General features: G+C 40.5%; 17 protein-coding genes. 12 read left to right on the top strand and 5 right to left on the bottom strand.

What is annotated here, in order from left to right; all coding sequences use genetic code 11:
- From HMPREF2701_RS03210 to HMPREF2701_RS03165, 10 genes are all read left to right on the top strand, one after another.
- Nucleotides 1–207 (top strand): helix-turn-helix transcriptional regulator, encoded by a 207-nt coding sequence (locus HMPREF2701_RS03210; RefSeq protein ID WP_001176231.1) that lies wholly within the window; start codon nt 1–3, stop codon nt 205–207.
- Nucleotides 207–404, top strand: coding sequence for a hypothetical protein (locus tag HMPREF2701_RS03205; protein WP_061590119.1), 198 nt, complete (start codon nt 207–209; stop codon nt 402–404). The genes HMPREF2701_RS03210 and HMPREF2701_RS03205 overlap by 1 nt, the downstream gene beginning before the upstream one ends.
- Before the next feature lie 2 nt (nt 405–406).
- Nucleotides 407–757, top strand: a complete 351-nt coding sequence (locus HMPREF2701_RS03200; RefSeq protein WP_061590120.1) for a PspC domain-containing protein — start codon at nt 407–409, stop codon at nt 755–757.
- 18 nt (nt 758–775) lie between these two features.
- Nucleotides 776–1,516: a DUF3169 family protein gene (locus tag HMPREF2701_RS03195; protein ID WP_070482075.1), complete on the top strand. Its 741-nt coding sequence runs from the start codon at nt 776–778 to the stop codon at nt 1,514–1,516.
- 10 nt (nt 1,517–1,526) lie between these two features.
- Nucleotides 1,527–2,351, top strand: coding sequence for an ABC transporter ATP-binding protein (locus HMPREF2701_RS03190; RefSeq protein ID WP_070482073.1), 825 nt, complete (start codon nt 1,527–1,529; stop codon nt 2,349–2,351).
- Entirely contained in the window at nt 2,344–3,042 is a 699-nt protein-coding gene (locus HMPREF2701_RS03185) for an ABC transporter permease (protein WP_070482072.1), read from the top strand. The genes HMPREF2701_RS03190 and HMPREF2701_RS03185 overlap by 8 nt, the downstream gene beginning before the upstream one ends.
- 9 nt (nt 3,043–3,051) lie before the next feature.
- The gene (locus HMPREF2701_RS03180) at nt 3,052–3,693 is read left to right on the top strand and encodes a CPBP family intramembrane glutamic endopeptidase (protein ID WP_070482069.1); all 642 of its coding nucleotides are present in this window, start codon (nt 3,052–3,054) and stop codon (nt 3,691–3,693) included.
- A 17-nt stretch (nt 3,694–3,710) separates the two neighbouring features.
- Nucleotides 3,711–3,941 (top strand): hypothetical protein, encoded by a 231-nt coding sequence (locus HMPREF2701_RS03175; RefSeq protein WP_033682917.1) that lies wholly within the window; start codon nt 3,711–3,713, stop codon nt 3,939–3,941.
- Nucleotides 3,942–4,095: 154 nt separating this feature from the next.
- Entirely contained in the window at nt 4,096–5,859 is a 1,764-nt protein-coding gene (gene aspS / locus HMPREF2701_RS03170) for an aspartate--tRNA ligase (RefSeq protein ID WP_049487732.1), read from the top strand.
- Nucleotides 5,837–6,778 (top strand): YitT family protein, encoded by a 942-nt coding sequence (locus HMPREF2701_RS03165; RefSeq protein ID WP_061590123.1) that lies wholly within the window; start codon nt 5,837–5,839, stop codon nt 6,776–6,778. The genes aspS and HMPREF2701_RS03165 overlap by 23 nt, the downstream gene beginning before the upstream one ends.
- Nucleotides 6,779–6,806: 28 nt before the next feature.
- Here HMPREF2701_RS03165 and HMPREF2701_RS03160 read toward each other — a convergent pair whose 3' ends face one another.
- From HMPREF2701_RS03160 to HMPREF2701_RS03140, 5 genes are all read right to left on the bottom strand, one after another.
- Nucleotides 6,807–7,793: a LacI family DNA-binding transcriptional regulator gene (locus HMPREF2701_RS03160; protein WP_024057519.1), complete on the bottom strand. Its 987-nt coding sequence runs from the start codon at nt 7,791–7,793 to the stop codon at nt 6,807–6,809.
- A gap of 9 nt (nt 7,794–7,802) precedes the next feature.
- Nucleotides 7,803–8,603: a DUF1189 domain-containing protein gene (locus tag HMPREF2701_RS03155; RefSeq protein WP_061590124.1), complete on the bottom strand. Its 801-nt coding sequence runs from the start codon at nt 8,601–8,603 to the stop codon at nt 7,803–7,805.
- Between the two features lie 153 nt (nt 8,604–8,756).
- Entirely contained in the window at nt 8,757–9,599 is an 843-nt protein-coding gene (locus HMPREF2701_RS03150) for a sugar ABC transporter permease (RefSeq protein WP_004236955.1), read from the bottom strand.
- 1 nt (nt 9,600) lies between these two features.
- Nucleotides 9,601–10,893, bottom strand: a complete 1,293-nt coding sequence (locus tag HMPREF2701_RS03145; RefSeq protein WP_070482067.1) for a sugar ABC transporter permease — start codon at nt 10,891–10,893, stop codon at nt 9,601–9,603.
- 110 nt (nt 10,894–11,003) lie between these two features.
- On the bottom strand, nt 11,004–12,275 hold the full coding sequence (locus HMPREF2701_RS03140; RefSeq protein ID WP_061590125.1) for an extracellular solute-binding protein: 1,272 nt from the start codon (nt 12,273–12,275) through the stop codon (nt 11,004–11,006).
- A gap of 478 nt (nt 12,276–12,753) precedes the next feature.
- Here HMPREF2701_RS03140 and malQ point away from each other — a divergent pair, with 478 nt between their 5' ends.
- Both malQ and glgP read left to right on the top strand, forming a co-directional pair.
- On the top strand, nt 12,754–14,271 hold the full coding sequence (gene malQ, locus HMPREF2701_RS03135; RefSeq protein ID WP_061590126.1) for a 4-alpha-glucanotransferase: 1,518 nt from the start codon (nt 12,754–12,756) through the stop codon (nt 14,269–14,271).
- A 25-nt stretch (nt 14,272–14,296) separates the two neighbouring features.
- Entirely contained in the window at nt 14,297–16,555 is a 2,259-nt protein-coding gene (gene glgP, locus HMPREF2701_RS03130) for a glycogen/starch/alpha-glucan family phosphorylase (RefSeq protein WP_061590127.1), read from the top strand.
- The last annotated feature ends 298 nt before the right edge of the window (nt 16,556–16,853 follow it).

Here is a 16,853-nt window from a genome sequence, read left to right as displayed (position 1 = left end):
ATGCAACTAAAAAATCGTCTAAAAGAGCTTCGGGCTCGCGATGGTCTCAATCAAACCGACCTAGCCAAGCTGGCAGGGGTTTCCAGACAGACCGTTAGCCTACTAGAACGGGATGAGTACACCCCGTCCATTATCATTGCCCTGAAAATATCTCAAATTTTCAACGAAACAGTCGAATCGGTATTTCGCTTGGAGGAGGACGAGTGATGAACAAGTATAAAGTAATCTATTATGTAGTAGCCATAGCCCTATTAGTCAGCGTATTTCTATTGATTGGGATAGACTTAGGTTGGTTTAGTCACTATCAGAGTGACCAATTTATCTGGGCCTACTTTGTTCTTATCCCAGTCGTTGACTGGATTGAAAAGAAAGCAAACAATTTAGCAAGCGAAAAAGGAGAATGAATATGAAAGAGTTTTTAGCAGGTTTTCAAGTAGATACAGAACAAAAAGAACTTGCAGGTGTCTGTGCAGGTTTAGGAAATTATTTTAATATCAAGACTAACGTCATCCGTTTAGTAGCCATTTTGTTGTTTCTTTGGTCAACAGAGTTTGGGATTTTAACAGTCATCCTATATGCTTATCTAGCAGGCTGGCTTGGGAGAGATCCTTTAGGAGAAGGGGCGAAAAAAGCAAGAAATCAAGCTATTCTCTTGTTTGCTGTTTGTTTGATTTTAGTATCACTTGGAACAGAGGGCTTGACAGCAATTTATGCATCAGGTAAAGCCTTTGGTCAGTGGTTAGTTGGATTGGTTTAATTTAGAAGGAGAATGAATATGGAAAAGAAAAAGAAACGTGGATTGTTATTTTTAATGTCTATTGTCTTGGGAGCTTTCTTTGGCGGTTTTGTAGGGATGTTTAAGGCACGTGCCGAATCCTACGAAATTATGTTAGATGTGAAAGTCTTGATACCATGGATATCAGCTATTTGTTTACTGATAGGTTTCATTAGTATTCTTTTGACGTTCAATTTCTTAAAGAAAAGCAGAAAATTTCATTCCTTGTATCAAGAGGAAATGGATGATGATCTGAATGAAACCTATTATGTGCAAATGTATCGGAATCTTGAGTTTGGAACCATTGCTTTTAATATTACAACTGTAGCGATTTTATTAGCTCTTTTCATCTCATTAAATGAATTGATTGTACTAAATGGAAGCCGTATAACCTTATCTCTTTCTTTTTTGGTATTTGCGTGGGTTTTCAATGCTCAAAAATCTCTTTCTAAAACAATTGCAATCGTTCGTCAGTTTGATTGGGTCCCTTTCTCTACACCAAAGGATGTCTTGTACTATCTCAATTCTTATGATGAAGGGGAGCGTCAGGCTTATTTGGAACAGAGTTTTCAGATTTTATTCCAATTAAACCAATATGTCTTGCCAGGTCTCTACATTCTAATTTTTCTCTTTTCCTTACTGACAGGAGAAATTCAGCTACTAGCTTTCTTGCTTGTCGGAGCCATCCATATTTATATCAATGTGATGCAGTTGCCTATGGTGAAACGCTATTTCAAATAAAGGAGTTTCTATGATTCGTGTTGAAAATGTAAGCAAAAGTTTTGGGAGCAAAAAAGCTCTTCATCAGATTTCTTTTGAGATTAAGGAAGGTGAAATCTTTGGTTTTCTTGGCCCTTCTGGCTCAGGTAAAACAACCATGATCAATGTCTTGACAGGTCAGTTGGCTGCAGATCAAGGTAAAACAATTTTGTTAGGTAAGAATTCTCAAGATTTAACCTCAAATGATTTGGAACAAATTGGTATTGTTAGTGATGGCAGTGGTTTTTATGAAAAGATGAATCTTTATAAAAATCTTCTCATTTACGCTAAGTTATATGGCCTCAAGTCAGATAGAGTAAATCAGGTGCTCAAACAGGTTGGATTGGCAGATGCTAAAGATATTATCGCAGAAAAACTATCTACAGGAATGAAACAACGAATGTTCTTGGCCCGTGCCCTTCTGAATGCTCCTAAGATTCTCTTTCTAGATGAGCCAACTAGTGGCTTAGACCCTACAACATCTAAGATGATTCATACCCTACTACAAGAATTAAAGCAGGCGGGGACAACTATCTTTCTGACCACGCATGATATGCATGAAGCAACTCTGCTTTGTGATCGCTTATCTCTTTTAAATAAGGGAAACTTAATAGAGTATGGAAGTCCACAAGATATTATCCAGAAGTACCATGTGGATAAGAAAGTACATGTGGTTTATAACGATGGACGAGAACAGATAGTTCCATTTGAAGAATTGCCACATTTAGACACGACAGATTTGATGGTGGTTCACTCTTGTGAGCCGACACTAGAAGAAATCTTTATCAGATTGACAGGAGAAAAGTTAGATGTTTAGAAAATTAAATGCCCTACTATGGTTAAGATTACAAGTCCTTATTAGCAATTCATCTTTGTTGGCGACTCTATTGTTGCCTTTTGGACTGACTGTTTTATATAATGAATTTTTAAATAAGAATGGACAATTGAGCCTATTTTTTCTATCTGCTAGCTTGACGATGGTCTTGAGCATGGGAAGTGGTTATATGGTATCGATTATGATGGCAGAAGATAAGGAAAAGCGCAATCTTAAATCACTCATCCTAAGTGGTGTGACAGCAACAGAATATACTATTAGTATGCTCGTTCTCCCTATGTTGATTATGTTGCTTGGAATGATTGTACTACCAATCTATCTTAAAGTAGATGTATCAGGTTACCTATTTGCCTATGTTATCTATTTGGTCTTAGCAACTATTAGTGTTATTTTTCTCAACCTTCTAATCGGTGCGGTGTCAGATACTCAATCTAAAGCGCAAGTTTATAGTATCTTCCCTATGTTAATTGTCTCTTTTTTACCTATGATTGCTCTTCAAAATGATACGATTCAGAAAGTGTTGGATTACTCGTTCGTTGGTCCTATTGTAAATCTTTTAAATAAAAAAGGTGGAGAAATATCTTTTTCTAACATCGGTATGTTACTTGCCTGGGTACTTGTATTAGGAATAGCAAACCTCTTTGTATTGAAAAATAGCTATAAAGCAAGATAGGAGTCCTTTATGAAATTACTTAAAAACTTTGGCTGGTTTTTTCTAGCTTTTCTATCCTTTCTGTTTATCTATGGTATCGTTCTGAGTATGGCTGTAGAAGCTTTGAAACTAGGCGCTTCAGCTTATGCTGTTACCTTACTCTATGTGGCCTTGGCTGGAGTTTATGTATACTATGTTTACAAATGGTATCGAAAGACTCCTGTCAGCATTGCAGTGAGTGGTTTTAACCGATTTATTTGGCTTCCTGCCTTAGTTTGGTTCTTATCTATTGTCGTTCAATTTTTCTTGCCAAACGATCCTTCGGTAAATCAGCAAACAGCGACAGACCTGACCTTGACTCAGCCACTTTTCTCATTCTTTGCCACTGTTATTTTTGCTCCTTTGACAGAAGAACTGATCTTTAGAGGGATGTTAGCACGCTACCTCTTTCCTAAGCAGGACAGTAGTAAACAAACCCTGATTTTTCTTTTGGTATCTAGTGCTCTGTTTGCCTTGATTCATTTTCCAGGTGATGTGCAACAATTTTTTGTCTATTTTAGCCTAGGTTTTAGTTTGGGCTTGGCTTATATTAGTAGAAAAGGTTTGGTCTATAGTATTTCTCTCCACGCTTTGAATAATTTAGTCGCCTTTTTGATGATTCTCATGCTATAATAGAGTCAGGAGGTCACATGAAACGAGTAATTTTATTAGCAGTGATTCAAGCAGTTGTTCTGTTTTTCATTATCGGGGCGCTAGCTTATGCCTTCAAAGGTGATTTCTTCTACAGCCATCTAGCAGTAGTCTTTGCCCCTATTGCCGGTATCTGGCGTTTTGGGACAGCTTATACAACGGAAATTGTCTTGCCTAGAAAGGCAGCTGAAATCGCTGAAAAGCGTAAAGCAGGCAAAAATTCAAAATAAAAGAGTCCGGTGAACTTCATCGGATTTTTGTATGGGCGCTAATTTTTAGGGCCTTCGCTTGATTTTTAAAGACAGGCAAACTTTTCTGCTGATTTTCATGAAGAGCCTGCGCTTTTATGGTAAAATAGTAACAGAATAAAAGAGGAGAGAAACAATGAAACGTAGTATGTATGCTGGTCGTGTTCGTGAGGAACACATCGGACAAGAAATGACCTTGAAAGGATGGGTTGGCCGTCGTCGTGACCTTGGTGGTTTGATCTTTATCGACCTTCGTGACCGTGAAGGAATCATGCAGTTGGTTATCAACCCTGAAAAAGTATCTGCAGAGGTTATGGCAACAGCTGAAAGCCTTCGTAGCGAATTTGTTATCGAGGTAACTGGTCAGGTCGCTGCGCGTGAGCAAGCCAATGATAAGTTGCCAACTGGTGCAGTTGAGTTAAACGTGACAGCTCTGACAGTGCTTAATACAGCTAAGACAACCCCATTTGAGATTAAGGATGGCATTGAGGCCAATGACGATACGCGTTTGCGTTACCGTTACCTTGACCTTCGTCGTCCAGAAATGTTGGAAAATCTTAAACTTCGTGCTAAGGTGACCCACTCTATCCGTAACTACTTGGATGAGTTGGAGTTTATCGACGTGGAGACACCATTCCTTTCTAAGTCAACACCAGAAGGGGCGCGTGATTATTTGGTGCCATCTCGTGTCAATAAAGGGCATTTCTACGCGCTTCCTCAAAGTCCACAAATTACTAAGCAGTTGTTGATGAATGCTGGTTTTGACCGTTATTATCAAATCGTTAAATGTTTCCGTGATGAAGACTTGCGTGGAGATCGCCAGCCTGAGTTTACCCAGGTCGACTTGGAAACATCTTTCCTTACTGAGCAAGAAATCCAAGATATTACAGAAGGCTTGATTGCCCGCGTGATGAAGGAAACAAAAGGCATCGAAGTGACGCTTCCATTCCCTCGTATGAAGTATGATGACGCTATGGCTCTCTATGGTTCTGACAAACCAGATACTCGTTTTGACATGTTGCTCCAGGACTTGACAGAAGTGGTCAAAGGTGTAGACTTTAAAGTCTTTTCAGAAGCACCTGCTGTAAAAGCAATTGTAGTCAAAGGCGCTGCGGACAACTATTCACGTAAAGACATCGACAAGATGACGGAAGTAGCCAAGCAGTACGGTGCTAAAGGCCTTGCTTGGGTCAAGGTAGTTGATGGAGAATTAAACGGACCAGTTGCTAAGTTCTTGACGGGGATTCAGGCAGACTTGACTGTAGCGCTTGCTCTTGAAGATAAGGACTTGGTTCTCTTTGTGGCGGATACGCTTGAAGTGGCCAATGCAACTCTTGGTGCCCTTCGTGGACGTATTGCCAAAGAGCTTGGCTTGATTGATAACGATAAATTCAACTTCCTTTGGGTGGTTGACTGGCCAATGTTTGAATGGTCTGAAGAAGAAGGTCGCTACATGAGCGCCCACCATCCATTCACACTTCCACAGGAAGAGACTGCTCACGAATTAGAAGGTGATTTGGCGAAGGTTCGTGCCATTGCTTACGATATTGTCTTGAACGGTTATGAGCTTGGTGGTGGTAGCCTTCGTATTAATCAAAAAGACCTTCAAGAACGCATGTTCAAGGCTCTTGGTTTCTCAGCCGAAGAAGCAAATGACCAGTTTGGCTTCCTTCTTGAAGCCATGGACTATGGTTTCCCACCACACGGTGGCTTGGCTATCGGACTTGACCGATTTGTCATGCTCTTAGCAGGAGAAGAAAATATCCGTGAAGTCATTGCCTTTCCTAAGAATAACAAGGCAACTGACCCAATGACACAAGCTCCTTCAACAGTAGCTCTCAAACAACTAGAGGAACTCAGCTTACAAGTAGAAGAAGATGAAACAAGCAAAACGAATTAAGCGGTGGCGCTATTATCTGCGCCGCTTTGCTCATCAAATAAAAATTTTACGTGTCTTACAAAGCATCTCTCGCGAAAAATATGATGAGAAGATTTCAGCTTCTCTGGTCTATGGATTTTTATCAGCAGTAGCGGTCAATTTCTTTTTCCAACCAGGGCATGTGTATTCGAGTGGTGCTACAGGTTTGGCACAGATTATCTCTGCCTTGAGTAATCACTGGTTTGGTTTTCATATTCCGATTTCGCTAACCTTTTACGCCATTAATTTTCCTTTGATGGTCTTGGCTTGGTATCAGATTGGCCATAAGTTCACCGTCTTTACCTTTATCACGGTATCCATGAGTTCCTTCTTTATCCAGTTTGTCCCTGTAGCGACCTTGACTGAGGATCCCATTATCAATGCCCTTTTTGGGGGTGTTGTCATGGGCTTGGGGATTGGTTTTGCTCTTCGCAACAATATCTCCAGTGGAGGTACAGATATTGTCAGCCTGACCATTCGCAAGAAAACGGGGAGGAATGTCGGTAGTATTTCTTTCTTGGTAAATGGAACCATCATGCTGATAGCAGGTTTGACCTTTGGTTGGAAATACGCTCTCTACTCTATGATTACCATCTTTGTCTCTAGCCGTGTGACAGATGCGGTCTTTACCAAGCAAAAACGCATGCAGGCCATGATTGTGACCAATCATCCAGACAAGGTAATTGAAAAAATCCATAAAAAATTGCACCGCGGAGCAACCATGATCCACGATGCAGAAGGAACCTATAATCACGAAAGAAAGGCAGTTTTAATCACTGTCATTACACGTGCAGAGTTTAATGAATTTAAACAGATTATGAAACAGGTGGATCCAAGCGCCTTTGTCTCTGTATCGGAGAATGTGCATATTCTGGGACGATTCGTTGAAACAGAAAATTAGTAACCAAAAAACCAGCTTGAGCTGGTTTTTATTTTTCGATAATTTTGTGGGCGATTAACTGACGGTAACAAATTTGTTTATTGCTTTTAGCATCGTTGATGATCTGGAGGATAGTTTCAAGAGAAACACGACCAAGTTCTAGGCTATTGATATCAACATAGGCCGCCAAGTTGAGCTTGGGATTGACCGAGTCAAAGCTGAGAACAGGGACATCCAGTTGGTGCTTAGCAATATAGTCACAGACCCCTTCGGCTAGGAGACTATCGGTTGTAATGATAGCATCAATCTGCGGGTCATGCTGAAAGAGGAGTTTACTAAATTGATACCCTTTTTCTTCTAAGAACTCCGTTGCAAAATAGGTCAAATTTCCGTCAATAGGCAGTTGGTATTGTTTGAGTGCTGACTCATAGCCTGTTAAACGGTCTTGCGTTACGAAGAGTCGCTTAGTCCCTCCAATGAAGGCAATTCGTTTGCAGCCTTTTTTGATAAAATATTCGGTTGCATCAAAACCAGCTTGGACATTGTCATTATCGACAAGAGGGATAAAGGGTGAAATGGATTTTCCTAGGATGAGGAAGGGGAACTGCTCATCAGCGACCAGCTTGACCAAGGGATCCTCCTCTTCGGCATAAAGGAAGATTAAACCATCCACACGTTTACCGTAAACCATCTGTGAAATAGCTTTAAGGCGCTCTTTTTCATCTTTACCTGTTGCAATCTGAATAGCATAGTGGTTTTCAGAAGCGACTTGGGCGATACCACGGAGGACAGATGGGAAGAAAGGATTTTGATAGAAGGCGTCTGAGTCGTCAGGAAGGACCAAGCCGATAACTTGGGTATAACTGCTTACCAAACTACGAGCGTTGAGGTTGGGGTGGTAATTGAGCTCCTTCATAGCTTTGCGAACGCGTTTTTTTGTTTCGTCGCTAATGGTTGATTTATTTTGAATAACACGGGTTACGGTTGAAGGCGAAACACCAGCAGCCTTGGCCACGTCTTTAATCGTAACGGGCATAAAAATCTCCTATTTATGGTAATCTGGATCACGGAAATGCGTTTTATAAAAGATAGTGACCAGATACAGAACAAAAAGAATGTTTTGTACAGTAATCAGGGTTGTCATATTTTGGCCAAATAATCCCAAAATAAGCGTAAACAGAGTTGGTAATCCTAAACAGTTCAAGATAAAATGGTAGCACTCTTTAAAGGTTCTAAATGAAAAGAGGCGTGATTTCTTAGTGATATAAAGGAGAAGACTAGCTCCTAGAGAGACAATGAAGAAATTCAAACCAAAGAGGAAGCTGGCACCGAGAACTAGAAAGAGACTGATATAGACACGATTCTGCTGGTACCAGTCTTTAGAAATGGCTTGGGTCAAGCTGTCTTTACTTTTGAAACTCTCAGTCTCAATCGCCCGGTAAGAGATACGGGTCAATTCCTTGCTTTCCTTGCTGATGACGAGCTCATTCGTATCGAAATGCAGTTGCAAGTCCTTAGGTAATTCCTTGCTTTGACTTGGACCGATCACAATAGAAGGCTCTTGACTAGCTGTTCCAGTATAAGTTAATTTACCATCAACAATTGTAGCGTGTTCAGAGAGATCCTGTACAACCTTATCTGTCAATGGTTCATAGACATTATCGATAAAGGTTTCTAGCGGATAAGTCTCCTGCGAGCTGTTTTGGATGGCAATAGGTACCATAGATAAGCTGATAAGGAAGATACTGGTAAAGAGAAGTTGGAACCAGTTGAGTCCGAAACGTTTGGACAGGGGCTTACGAAATCCCCAAATACTTGAAAAATAGGAAAATGGATATGGAAGCATAGGTATCTTTCTAAAAGGTGTTTTCTATATGAGTATTATTATATAGAGAAATGTGCTTTATTTCAAGTCTAGGAGATGAATTGCTTGTTGAGAGAACATTTTTCATAATCCTCATCAATAGGCTTCAAAATGAAAAAGGGTGGCGGGGATAAATTATCCCTTGTCGCCACCACTTGTAAGTCCTGAAACAAAGTTCTTTTGTAGGAAGAAGAAGAGAATACAGATTGGAAGGGCGATGAGGATAGCACCTGCTGAGAAGTAGGCAATCTTCATGTTTTTCACATTGCTAACGAAGGTTTGGAGACCTACGGCAACAGTAAAGTATTCTTTCTCACGAAGCAAGAAACTAGAGAGGATGTAGTCCCCGAAAGGTCCCATGAAGGCCCAGAGAGCTTGTACGGCAACCATTGGGCGAACAAGTGGAAGAACAATTTGCCAGAAGCGACGGAAGTGTCCTGCACCGTCTAGTTTTGCAGATTCGTCTAGAGACATTGGCACTGTATCGAAGTAGCCTTTCATCAACCAAGCATTCATCGGGATACCCCCACCAACATAAAGGAAGATGAGGAACCAGCTGTGGTTAAGGGCGTTCAACATAAGTGCCATAACGAAGAAGGCTGTCAAAGCGGCCATGGTTGGCACCATTTGGATAATCAAGAAGAAGACCAAACTTTGTTTACGAGCCAAGAAATTGTAACGGCTATAAGCATAACCAGCAAGTACGATAATACTTGTTTGAACAGCCATAGTAATTAAGGCGATAATCAAAGTGTTGAGGTACCAAGTACCGTACAAGGTTTCAGTGAAGAGACCTTTAAAGTTATCAAAATTGAGGTCGATATTAGTATCTAGTTTAAAGGCTGAGACGTTACCTGCTTTAAAGGCTGACATGATGGTAATCAAAAGTGGATAGATAATCACGATTGATAGGCCAATTAAGTAGAGGTAAGTAAGGGTTTGAGTCAGTCTACGTTTGAGTTTAATTGAGTTATTCATCTTAGACATCCTCCATATCAAATGCGTGTAGTTTCTTGAATGCGATCATAGAGATTGAGATGACAATGATAGAGATAATCAAGGTAACAGCTGCCGCCATTGAGTATTGAGGAGATGTACCTGTTGTCAAACGGTAGATCCATGAGATCAAGATATCTGTTGAACCAGCTCCTCCTCCGACACTACCAGGACCTCCACCATTGAAGAGGTACATGATAGAGAAGTTGTTAAAGTTGAAGGTGTATTGGCTAATCAAAGTAGGTGCTGCAACAGCCAAGATCATTGGGAAAGTGATGTTGCGGAATTTTTGCCAAGCATTGGCACCGTCAATATAAGCTGCTTCGTAAAGGTCGTTAGGAATAGATTGCAAGATACCCAAAGTCAAAACGTAGATATATGGGAATCCAAGCCAACCTTGCATCATAATCAAGGCAACCTTAGTCCAAGTAGGGTCTGTTTTCCAAGGGATAAGAGCCCCATCAAGGAAAGGAAGGAATTTAGCAAAGATCGGCAAGACTTGAGTATTGATAGCACCGACACTATCGTTAAACATGTTTGAGAATGTCAAGATAGTGATGAAGGCTGGAACAGCCCAAGGAAGAAGGAAAATAACACCAAAGATACGTTTTCCTTTGATAAATGGTTGGTTAGCAATGATAGCTGTGAAGATACCAATCACGATCTGTAAAGTTGAGGCAGATAAAGCCCAGATGATAGTCCAAGAAAGAACAGAACCAAAGGCAGAACGGAAGGTACTCAAGCTCCAAATGTTTGTAAAGTTGGTCAAACCAACCCAGTCCAACAATTTGTTTGGTGGCAAGTGTTGGAAGTCGTAGTTGGTAAAGGCGATCATCAAGGTTACGATAACGGGGAAGATAATCGCAAAAGTCATTGCAATATAAGATGGAATGATCAAGAGGTAAGGGAAACCATTTTCATAGATTCCTTTGATCATTTCTTTAAAGGTAAGTGCTACTGGAATACCATTATTAATGTGTTTGGCAGTTGTATGTGCATCTTTGATATTTGCGAAATAAAAGAGTACATAAACAACTACAAAGATTAAATGGAAGGCACCACGAATCAGCATGAAGAGAGAATTATCACGACCTGGCTTGTCACCAAGAGTGATGAGGTTGCTCAATTCAGGGGCTGCAAGTGCTAGGAAATAAAGGACAAATACGATGGTTACACCAAGGAAGATAAAACCTTTGGCCTTTTGTTTATTGTAAATCTGTCCTAACCCAGGAATGATAGACAGCAGGGCTGCTTTACTAGGTTGTTGCTTTTCCATAATAACTCCTTTCATAGGATACTGGTTTCTAATCAAAACCTAAACTATATATGTTTTTTATTGATAAATTCAAAGGGGGATTTGAATTCCACCCCCCTTGAACAAATTTTTTATTCACCAAATTTTTGTTTGATTGTTTCTTTGATCAATGTTACAGCATCGTTAGCAGCTGTTTTAGCATCTTTCTTACCACTTACAGCTTCAAACAACATTGTTTTAGCTGGGTCCCAAACAGCTGACATTTGAGAGATATTTGGCATTGGTTGAGCGTTCTTGAACTGTTTGATAACAGCTGTTGTCAACTCATCGTTTTTACCTTCAGCGTATGAACGAGCTTCAGTGTTAGCTGGGATTTCGTTAGTTGTATCGTAGAAGGCTTTTTGTTCTTCAGTTGAAACAAGGAAGTCTACAAATTTTTGAGCAGCTTCAAGGTTCTTAGTGCTTGATGGGATGATCCAAGCTTTACCACCACCGAATGCAGCATATTCTTTTCCGTTTGGAAGAGTTGGGATAGTTGCAACACCGTAGTTTACTTTAGCGTCTTTGAAGGCTTTAGCTTTCCAAGGTCCGTCAATGATAGCAGCTGTTTTACCTTCTTGGAATTGAGTTTGGATTAGGTTTCCAGCTCCTTCAGTATCTTGCATACCTTTAGGCCATTTTTCATACCAAGATTTAGCATAGTTGATACCTGCGATAGAACCGTCGTTTGCAAGACCGATGTCTTTAGCATCTTTACCGTTTTGTCCGAATACGTAACCGCCGTTACCAGCAAGAAGTCCGTATGCAAAGTAGAAGTTTGTCCAGTCAGCTAGGAAAGCAGAAGTTTTTCCATCTTCTCCAGCGAATGCGTATTTGCTATCTTTAGCAAGGTTTTCCAAGTCAGCAAATGTTTTTGGAGCTTCTTTTACCAAGTCTTTGTTGTAGTACATAACAAGTGACTCGATAACGGCAGGAGCACCGTAAACTTTACCGTCAGCAGCTGTTACAAGAGATTTAGTTTTATCATCTGTTTTAGCGCCGTCGCTCAATTTAACTTCTGAAAGTTGGCCGTCAGTACCAAGGCTACCTACACGGTCGTATGGTGCCATCATAACGTCAGCAGCTTTACCAGATTGGTTATCTAGAGAAAGGTTGTCAAGACCACCCATTTGGTCTCCGGTTTTGATAGTCACTTTTACGCCAGCTTCTTTTTCGTAAGCTTTTGCAGCTGATTCAGCAAAAGCTTTGTATTGGTCTTCAACGTAAAGAGTGATTTCTTTCGCTTCAGATGAACCAGCATCAGCAGCTTTTTCAGCAGGTTTGCTTCCGCAAGCTACCAAAAGCAAGCTAGCAAGTGTAGCAGTTCCAAGCACAGCAGCGCTCTTCATGAATTTAGATGACATAGTGTATTCCTCCTAAAGAATAACAAATTTTATAATGAGGAAACGCAAACGTTTTCCTTTATGGGACTAGTATAGCACAATCGGAAAGCGGTTGCAAGTATTTTTTGTAAAAATTTTTAAAAAAATTGTGAAAAAAGTAAACGCTTCATCGTCATATAATAGTAGAAAATCCCAAAAATAGCTTTTGTTTTAAATTTAAAAAAAGTTGAGAAAACGATTGCCTAATTTACAAATGGAAAGCAGAGAGGATTCTCATTTTATTTTTGCTTAATAAGATAAGTGAAACCCTTATTCCTATTTTGTTTATTTCCTGAAAGAATATATATACGAGTAAGAAGAAAAAATTTTTAAAAAATAATCAAAAAAGTTATTTAAAACCGCTTGCATTTATCAAGAAAATAAGCTATACTAGTAATAGCGCAAACGTTTGCGTTCATAAAAATGTAATATCTAACTATAAACACATGAGGTGCTTATTATGAAAAAACGTCAAAGTGGTGTGTTGATGCACATTTCTTCTCTTCCAGGAGCATACGGAATCGGATCATTTGGTAAAAGTGCTTATGACTTCGTTGATTTCTTGGTTCGCACAAAACAACGTTACTGGCAAATCCTTCCACTAGGAACAACTAGTTACGGAGACTCTCCTTACCAATCTTTCTCAGCCTTCGCAGGGAACACTCATTTTATCGATTTGGATATCTTAGTGGAGCAAGGCTTGTTACAAGCAAGTGACCTTGAAGGGGTTGACTTTGGTAGTGATGCGTCTGAAGTTGATTATGCGAAAATTTACTATGCACGTCGTCCTCTTTTAGAAAAAGCGGTAAAACGTTTCTTGGAAGTGGGAGATGTTAAAGATTTTGAGAAATTTGCTCAAGACAACCAATCATGGCTTGAACTCTTTGCAGAGTATATGGCTATCAAAGAGCATTTTGACAATCTTGCTTGGACTGAATGGCCAGATGCAGATGCTCGTGCTCGTAAAGCTTCAGCACTTGCAAGCTACCGTGAGCAATTGGCAGACAAGTTGGTTTACCACCGTGTGACTCAATACTTCTTCTTCCAACAATGGTTGAAATTGAAAGCTTACGCTAACGACAACCATATCGAAATCGTTGGAGACATGCCAATTTACGTAGCGGAAGATTCAAGCGATATGTGGGCAAATCCACATCTCTTCAAGACAGATGTCAATGGTAAGGCTACTTGCATCGCAGGATGCCCACCAGATGAATTTTCTGCAACTGGTCAGCTTTGGGGTAACCCAATCTATGACTGGGAAGCAATGGACAAAGATGGCTACAAATGGTGGATTGAGCGCTTGCGTGAAAGCTTCAAAATCTACGACATCGTTCGTATTGACCACTTCCGTGGCTTCGAATCTTACTGGGAAATCCCTGCTGGTTCTGATACAGCAGCACCTGGTGAGTGGGTGAAAGGTCCTGGCTACAAGCTTTTTGCAGCCGTTAAGGAAGAACTTGGTGAGCTAAACATCATCGCTGAAGACCTTGGCTTCATGACTGATGAAGTTATCGAATTGCGTGAACGTACTGGCTTCCCAGGAATGAAGATTCTTCAATTTGCCTTCAACCCAGAAGACGAAAGCATCGATAGCCCACACTTGGCACCTGCTAACTCAGTTATGTACACAGGAACACACGATAACAATACGGTCCTTGGTTGGTACCGTAACGAGATCGAAGATGCGACTCGTGAATACATGGCTCGCTACACGAACCGTAAAGAATACGAAACAGTGCCACATGCTATGCTTCGTACAGTCTTTTCATCAGTTAGCTTCATGGCAATTGCAACTATGCAAGATTTGCTAGAATTGGATGAGGTAGCTCGTATGAACTTCCCATCTACCCTTGGTGGAAACTGGTCTTGGCGTATGACTGAAGATCAATTGACACCAGCTGTCGAGGAAGGCTTGCTTGACTTGACAACAATCTATCGCCGAATCAATGAGAATTTGGTAGAATTAAAGAAATAATACAATATCAGGAGACACCTTAAACATGTTATCACTACAAGAATTTGTACAAAATCGTTACAATAAAACCATTGCAGAATGTAGCAATGAAGAGCTTTACCTTGCTCTTCTTAACTACAGCAAGCTTGCAAGTAGCAAAAAACCAGTTAACACTGGTAAGAAAAAAGTTTACTACATCTCAGCTGAGTTCTTGATTGGTAAACTTTTGTCAAACAACTTGATCAACCTTGGTCTTTACGACGATGTTAAAAAAGAACTTGCAGCTGCAGGTAAAGACTTGATTGAAGTTGAAGAAGTTGAATTGGAGCCATCTCTTGGTAATGGTGGTTTGGGACGTTTGGCTGCCTGCTTTATCGACTCAATTGCTACTCTTGGTTTGAATGGTGACGGTGTTGGTCTTAACTACCACTTTGGTCTATTCCAACAAGTTCTTAAAAATAACCAACAAGAAACAATTCCAAATGCATGGTTGACAGAGCAAAACTGGTTGGTTCGCTCAAGCCGTAGCTACCAAGTACCATTTGCTCACTTCACATTGACATCAACTCTTTACGATATCGATGTACCTGGTTACAAGACAGAAACTAAGAACCGCTTGCGTTTGTTTGACTTGGATTCAGTTGACTCTTCAATCATTAAAGACGGTATCAACTTTGATAAGACAGACATTGCTCGCAACTTGACTCTTTTCCTTTACCCAGATGATAGTGACCGTCAAGGTGAATTGCTCCGTATCTTCCAACAATACTTTATGGTTTCAAACGGTGCGCAATTGATCATCGATGAAGCAATCGAAAAAGGAAGCAACTTGCATGACCTTGCTGACTACGCAGTTGTCCAAATCAACGACACTCACCCATCAATGGTTATCCCTGAATTGATCCGTCTTTTGACTGCTCGTGGTATCGAACTTGACGAAGCAATCTCAATCGTTCGTAGCATGACTGCCTACACTAACCACACAATCCTTGCTGAAGCCCTTGAAAAATGGCCTCTTGAATTCTTGCAAGAAGTGGTTCCTCACTTGGTACCAATCATCGAAGAATTGGACCGTCGCGTGAAAGCAGAATACAAAGATCCAGCTGTTCAAATTATCGATGAGAGCGGACGTGTTCACATGGCTCACATGGATATCCACTACGGATACAGTGTTAACGGGGTAGCAGCACTCCACACTGAAATCTTGAAGAACTCTGAGTTGAAAGCCTTCTACGACCTTTACCCAGAAAAATTCAACAACAAAACAAACGGTATCACTTTCCGTCGTTGGCTCATGCATGCTAACCCAAGACTATCTCACTACTTGGATGAGATTATTGGAGAAGGTTGGCACCATGAAGCAGATGAGCTTGAAAAACTCTTGTCTTATGAAGACAAAGCAGCTGTCAAAGAAAAATTGGAAAGCATCAAGGCTCACAACAAACGTAAATTGGCTCGTCACTTGAAAGAACACCAAGGTGTGGAAATCAATACAAACTCTATCTTTGATATCCAAATCAAACGTCTTCACGAGTACAAACGCCAACAAATGAACGCTTTGTACGTGATCCACAAATACCTTGACATCAAAGCTGGTAACATCCCTGCTCGTCCAATTACAATCTTCTTTGGTGGTAAAGCAGCTCCAGCCTACACAATCGCTCAAGACATTATCCACTTGATCCTTTGCATGTCAGAAGTTATTGCTAACGATCCAGCAGTAGCTCCACACTTGCAAGTAGTTATGGTTGAAAACTACAACGTTACTGCAGCAAGCTTCCTTATCCCAGCATGTGATATCTCAGAACAAATCTCACTTGCTTCTAAAGAAGCTTCAGGTACTGGTAACATGAAATTCATGTTGAACGGAGCTTTGACTCTTGGTACTATGGACGGTGCTAACGTGGAAATCGCTGAGTTGGTTGGAGACGAAAATATCTACATCTTTGGTGAAGATTCAGAAACTGTTATCGACCTTTACGAAAAAGCGGCTTACAAATCAAGCGAATTCTACGCTCGTGAAGCTATCAAACCATTGGTTGACTTCATCGTTAGCGATGCAGTTCTTGCAGCTGGAAACAAAGAGCGCTTGGAACGCCTTTACAATGAATTGATCAACAAAGACTGGTTCATGACTCTTCTTGACTTAGAAGATTACATCAAAGTCAAAGAGCAAATGTTGGCTGACTACGAAGACCGTGACGCATGGTTGGATAAAGTCATCGTTAACATTGCCAAAGCAGGATTCTTCTCATCTGACCGTACAATTGCTCAGTATAACGAAGATATCTGGCACTTGAACTAATACTCTTCGAAAATCAAATTCAAACCGCGTCAGCGTCGCCTTACCGTACTCAAGTACAGCCTGCGGCTAGCTTCCTAGTTTGCTCTTTGATTTTCATTGAGTATAAGATACAAATTCACACTAATACATTTTGTAAAAAAGCGAGTTTCGATTGAAATTCGCTTTTTTAAATGCTGTGGATTTGAGTCAATTTTGTCTAAAAATAGGGAGATCCTAGATACAGTGAAGGCTTTAAATGCTGGTTTTTACTGTCTTTCATCCTTATGTTTCTTCGTAGTTGATTACCTCATATCCCTTG

It is taken from the genome of Streptococcus sp. HMSC077D04 (genome assembly GCF_001808785.1).
GTDB lineage: Bacteria > Bacillota > Bacilli > Lactobacillales > Streptococcaceae > Streptococcus > Streptococcus mitis_BX.
The sequence above is the reverse complement of the archived record's forward strand: the minus strand, read 5'-3'. Positions and strand labels throughout refer to the sequence as shown.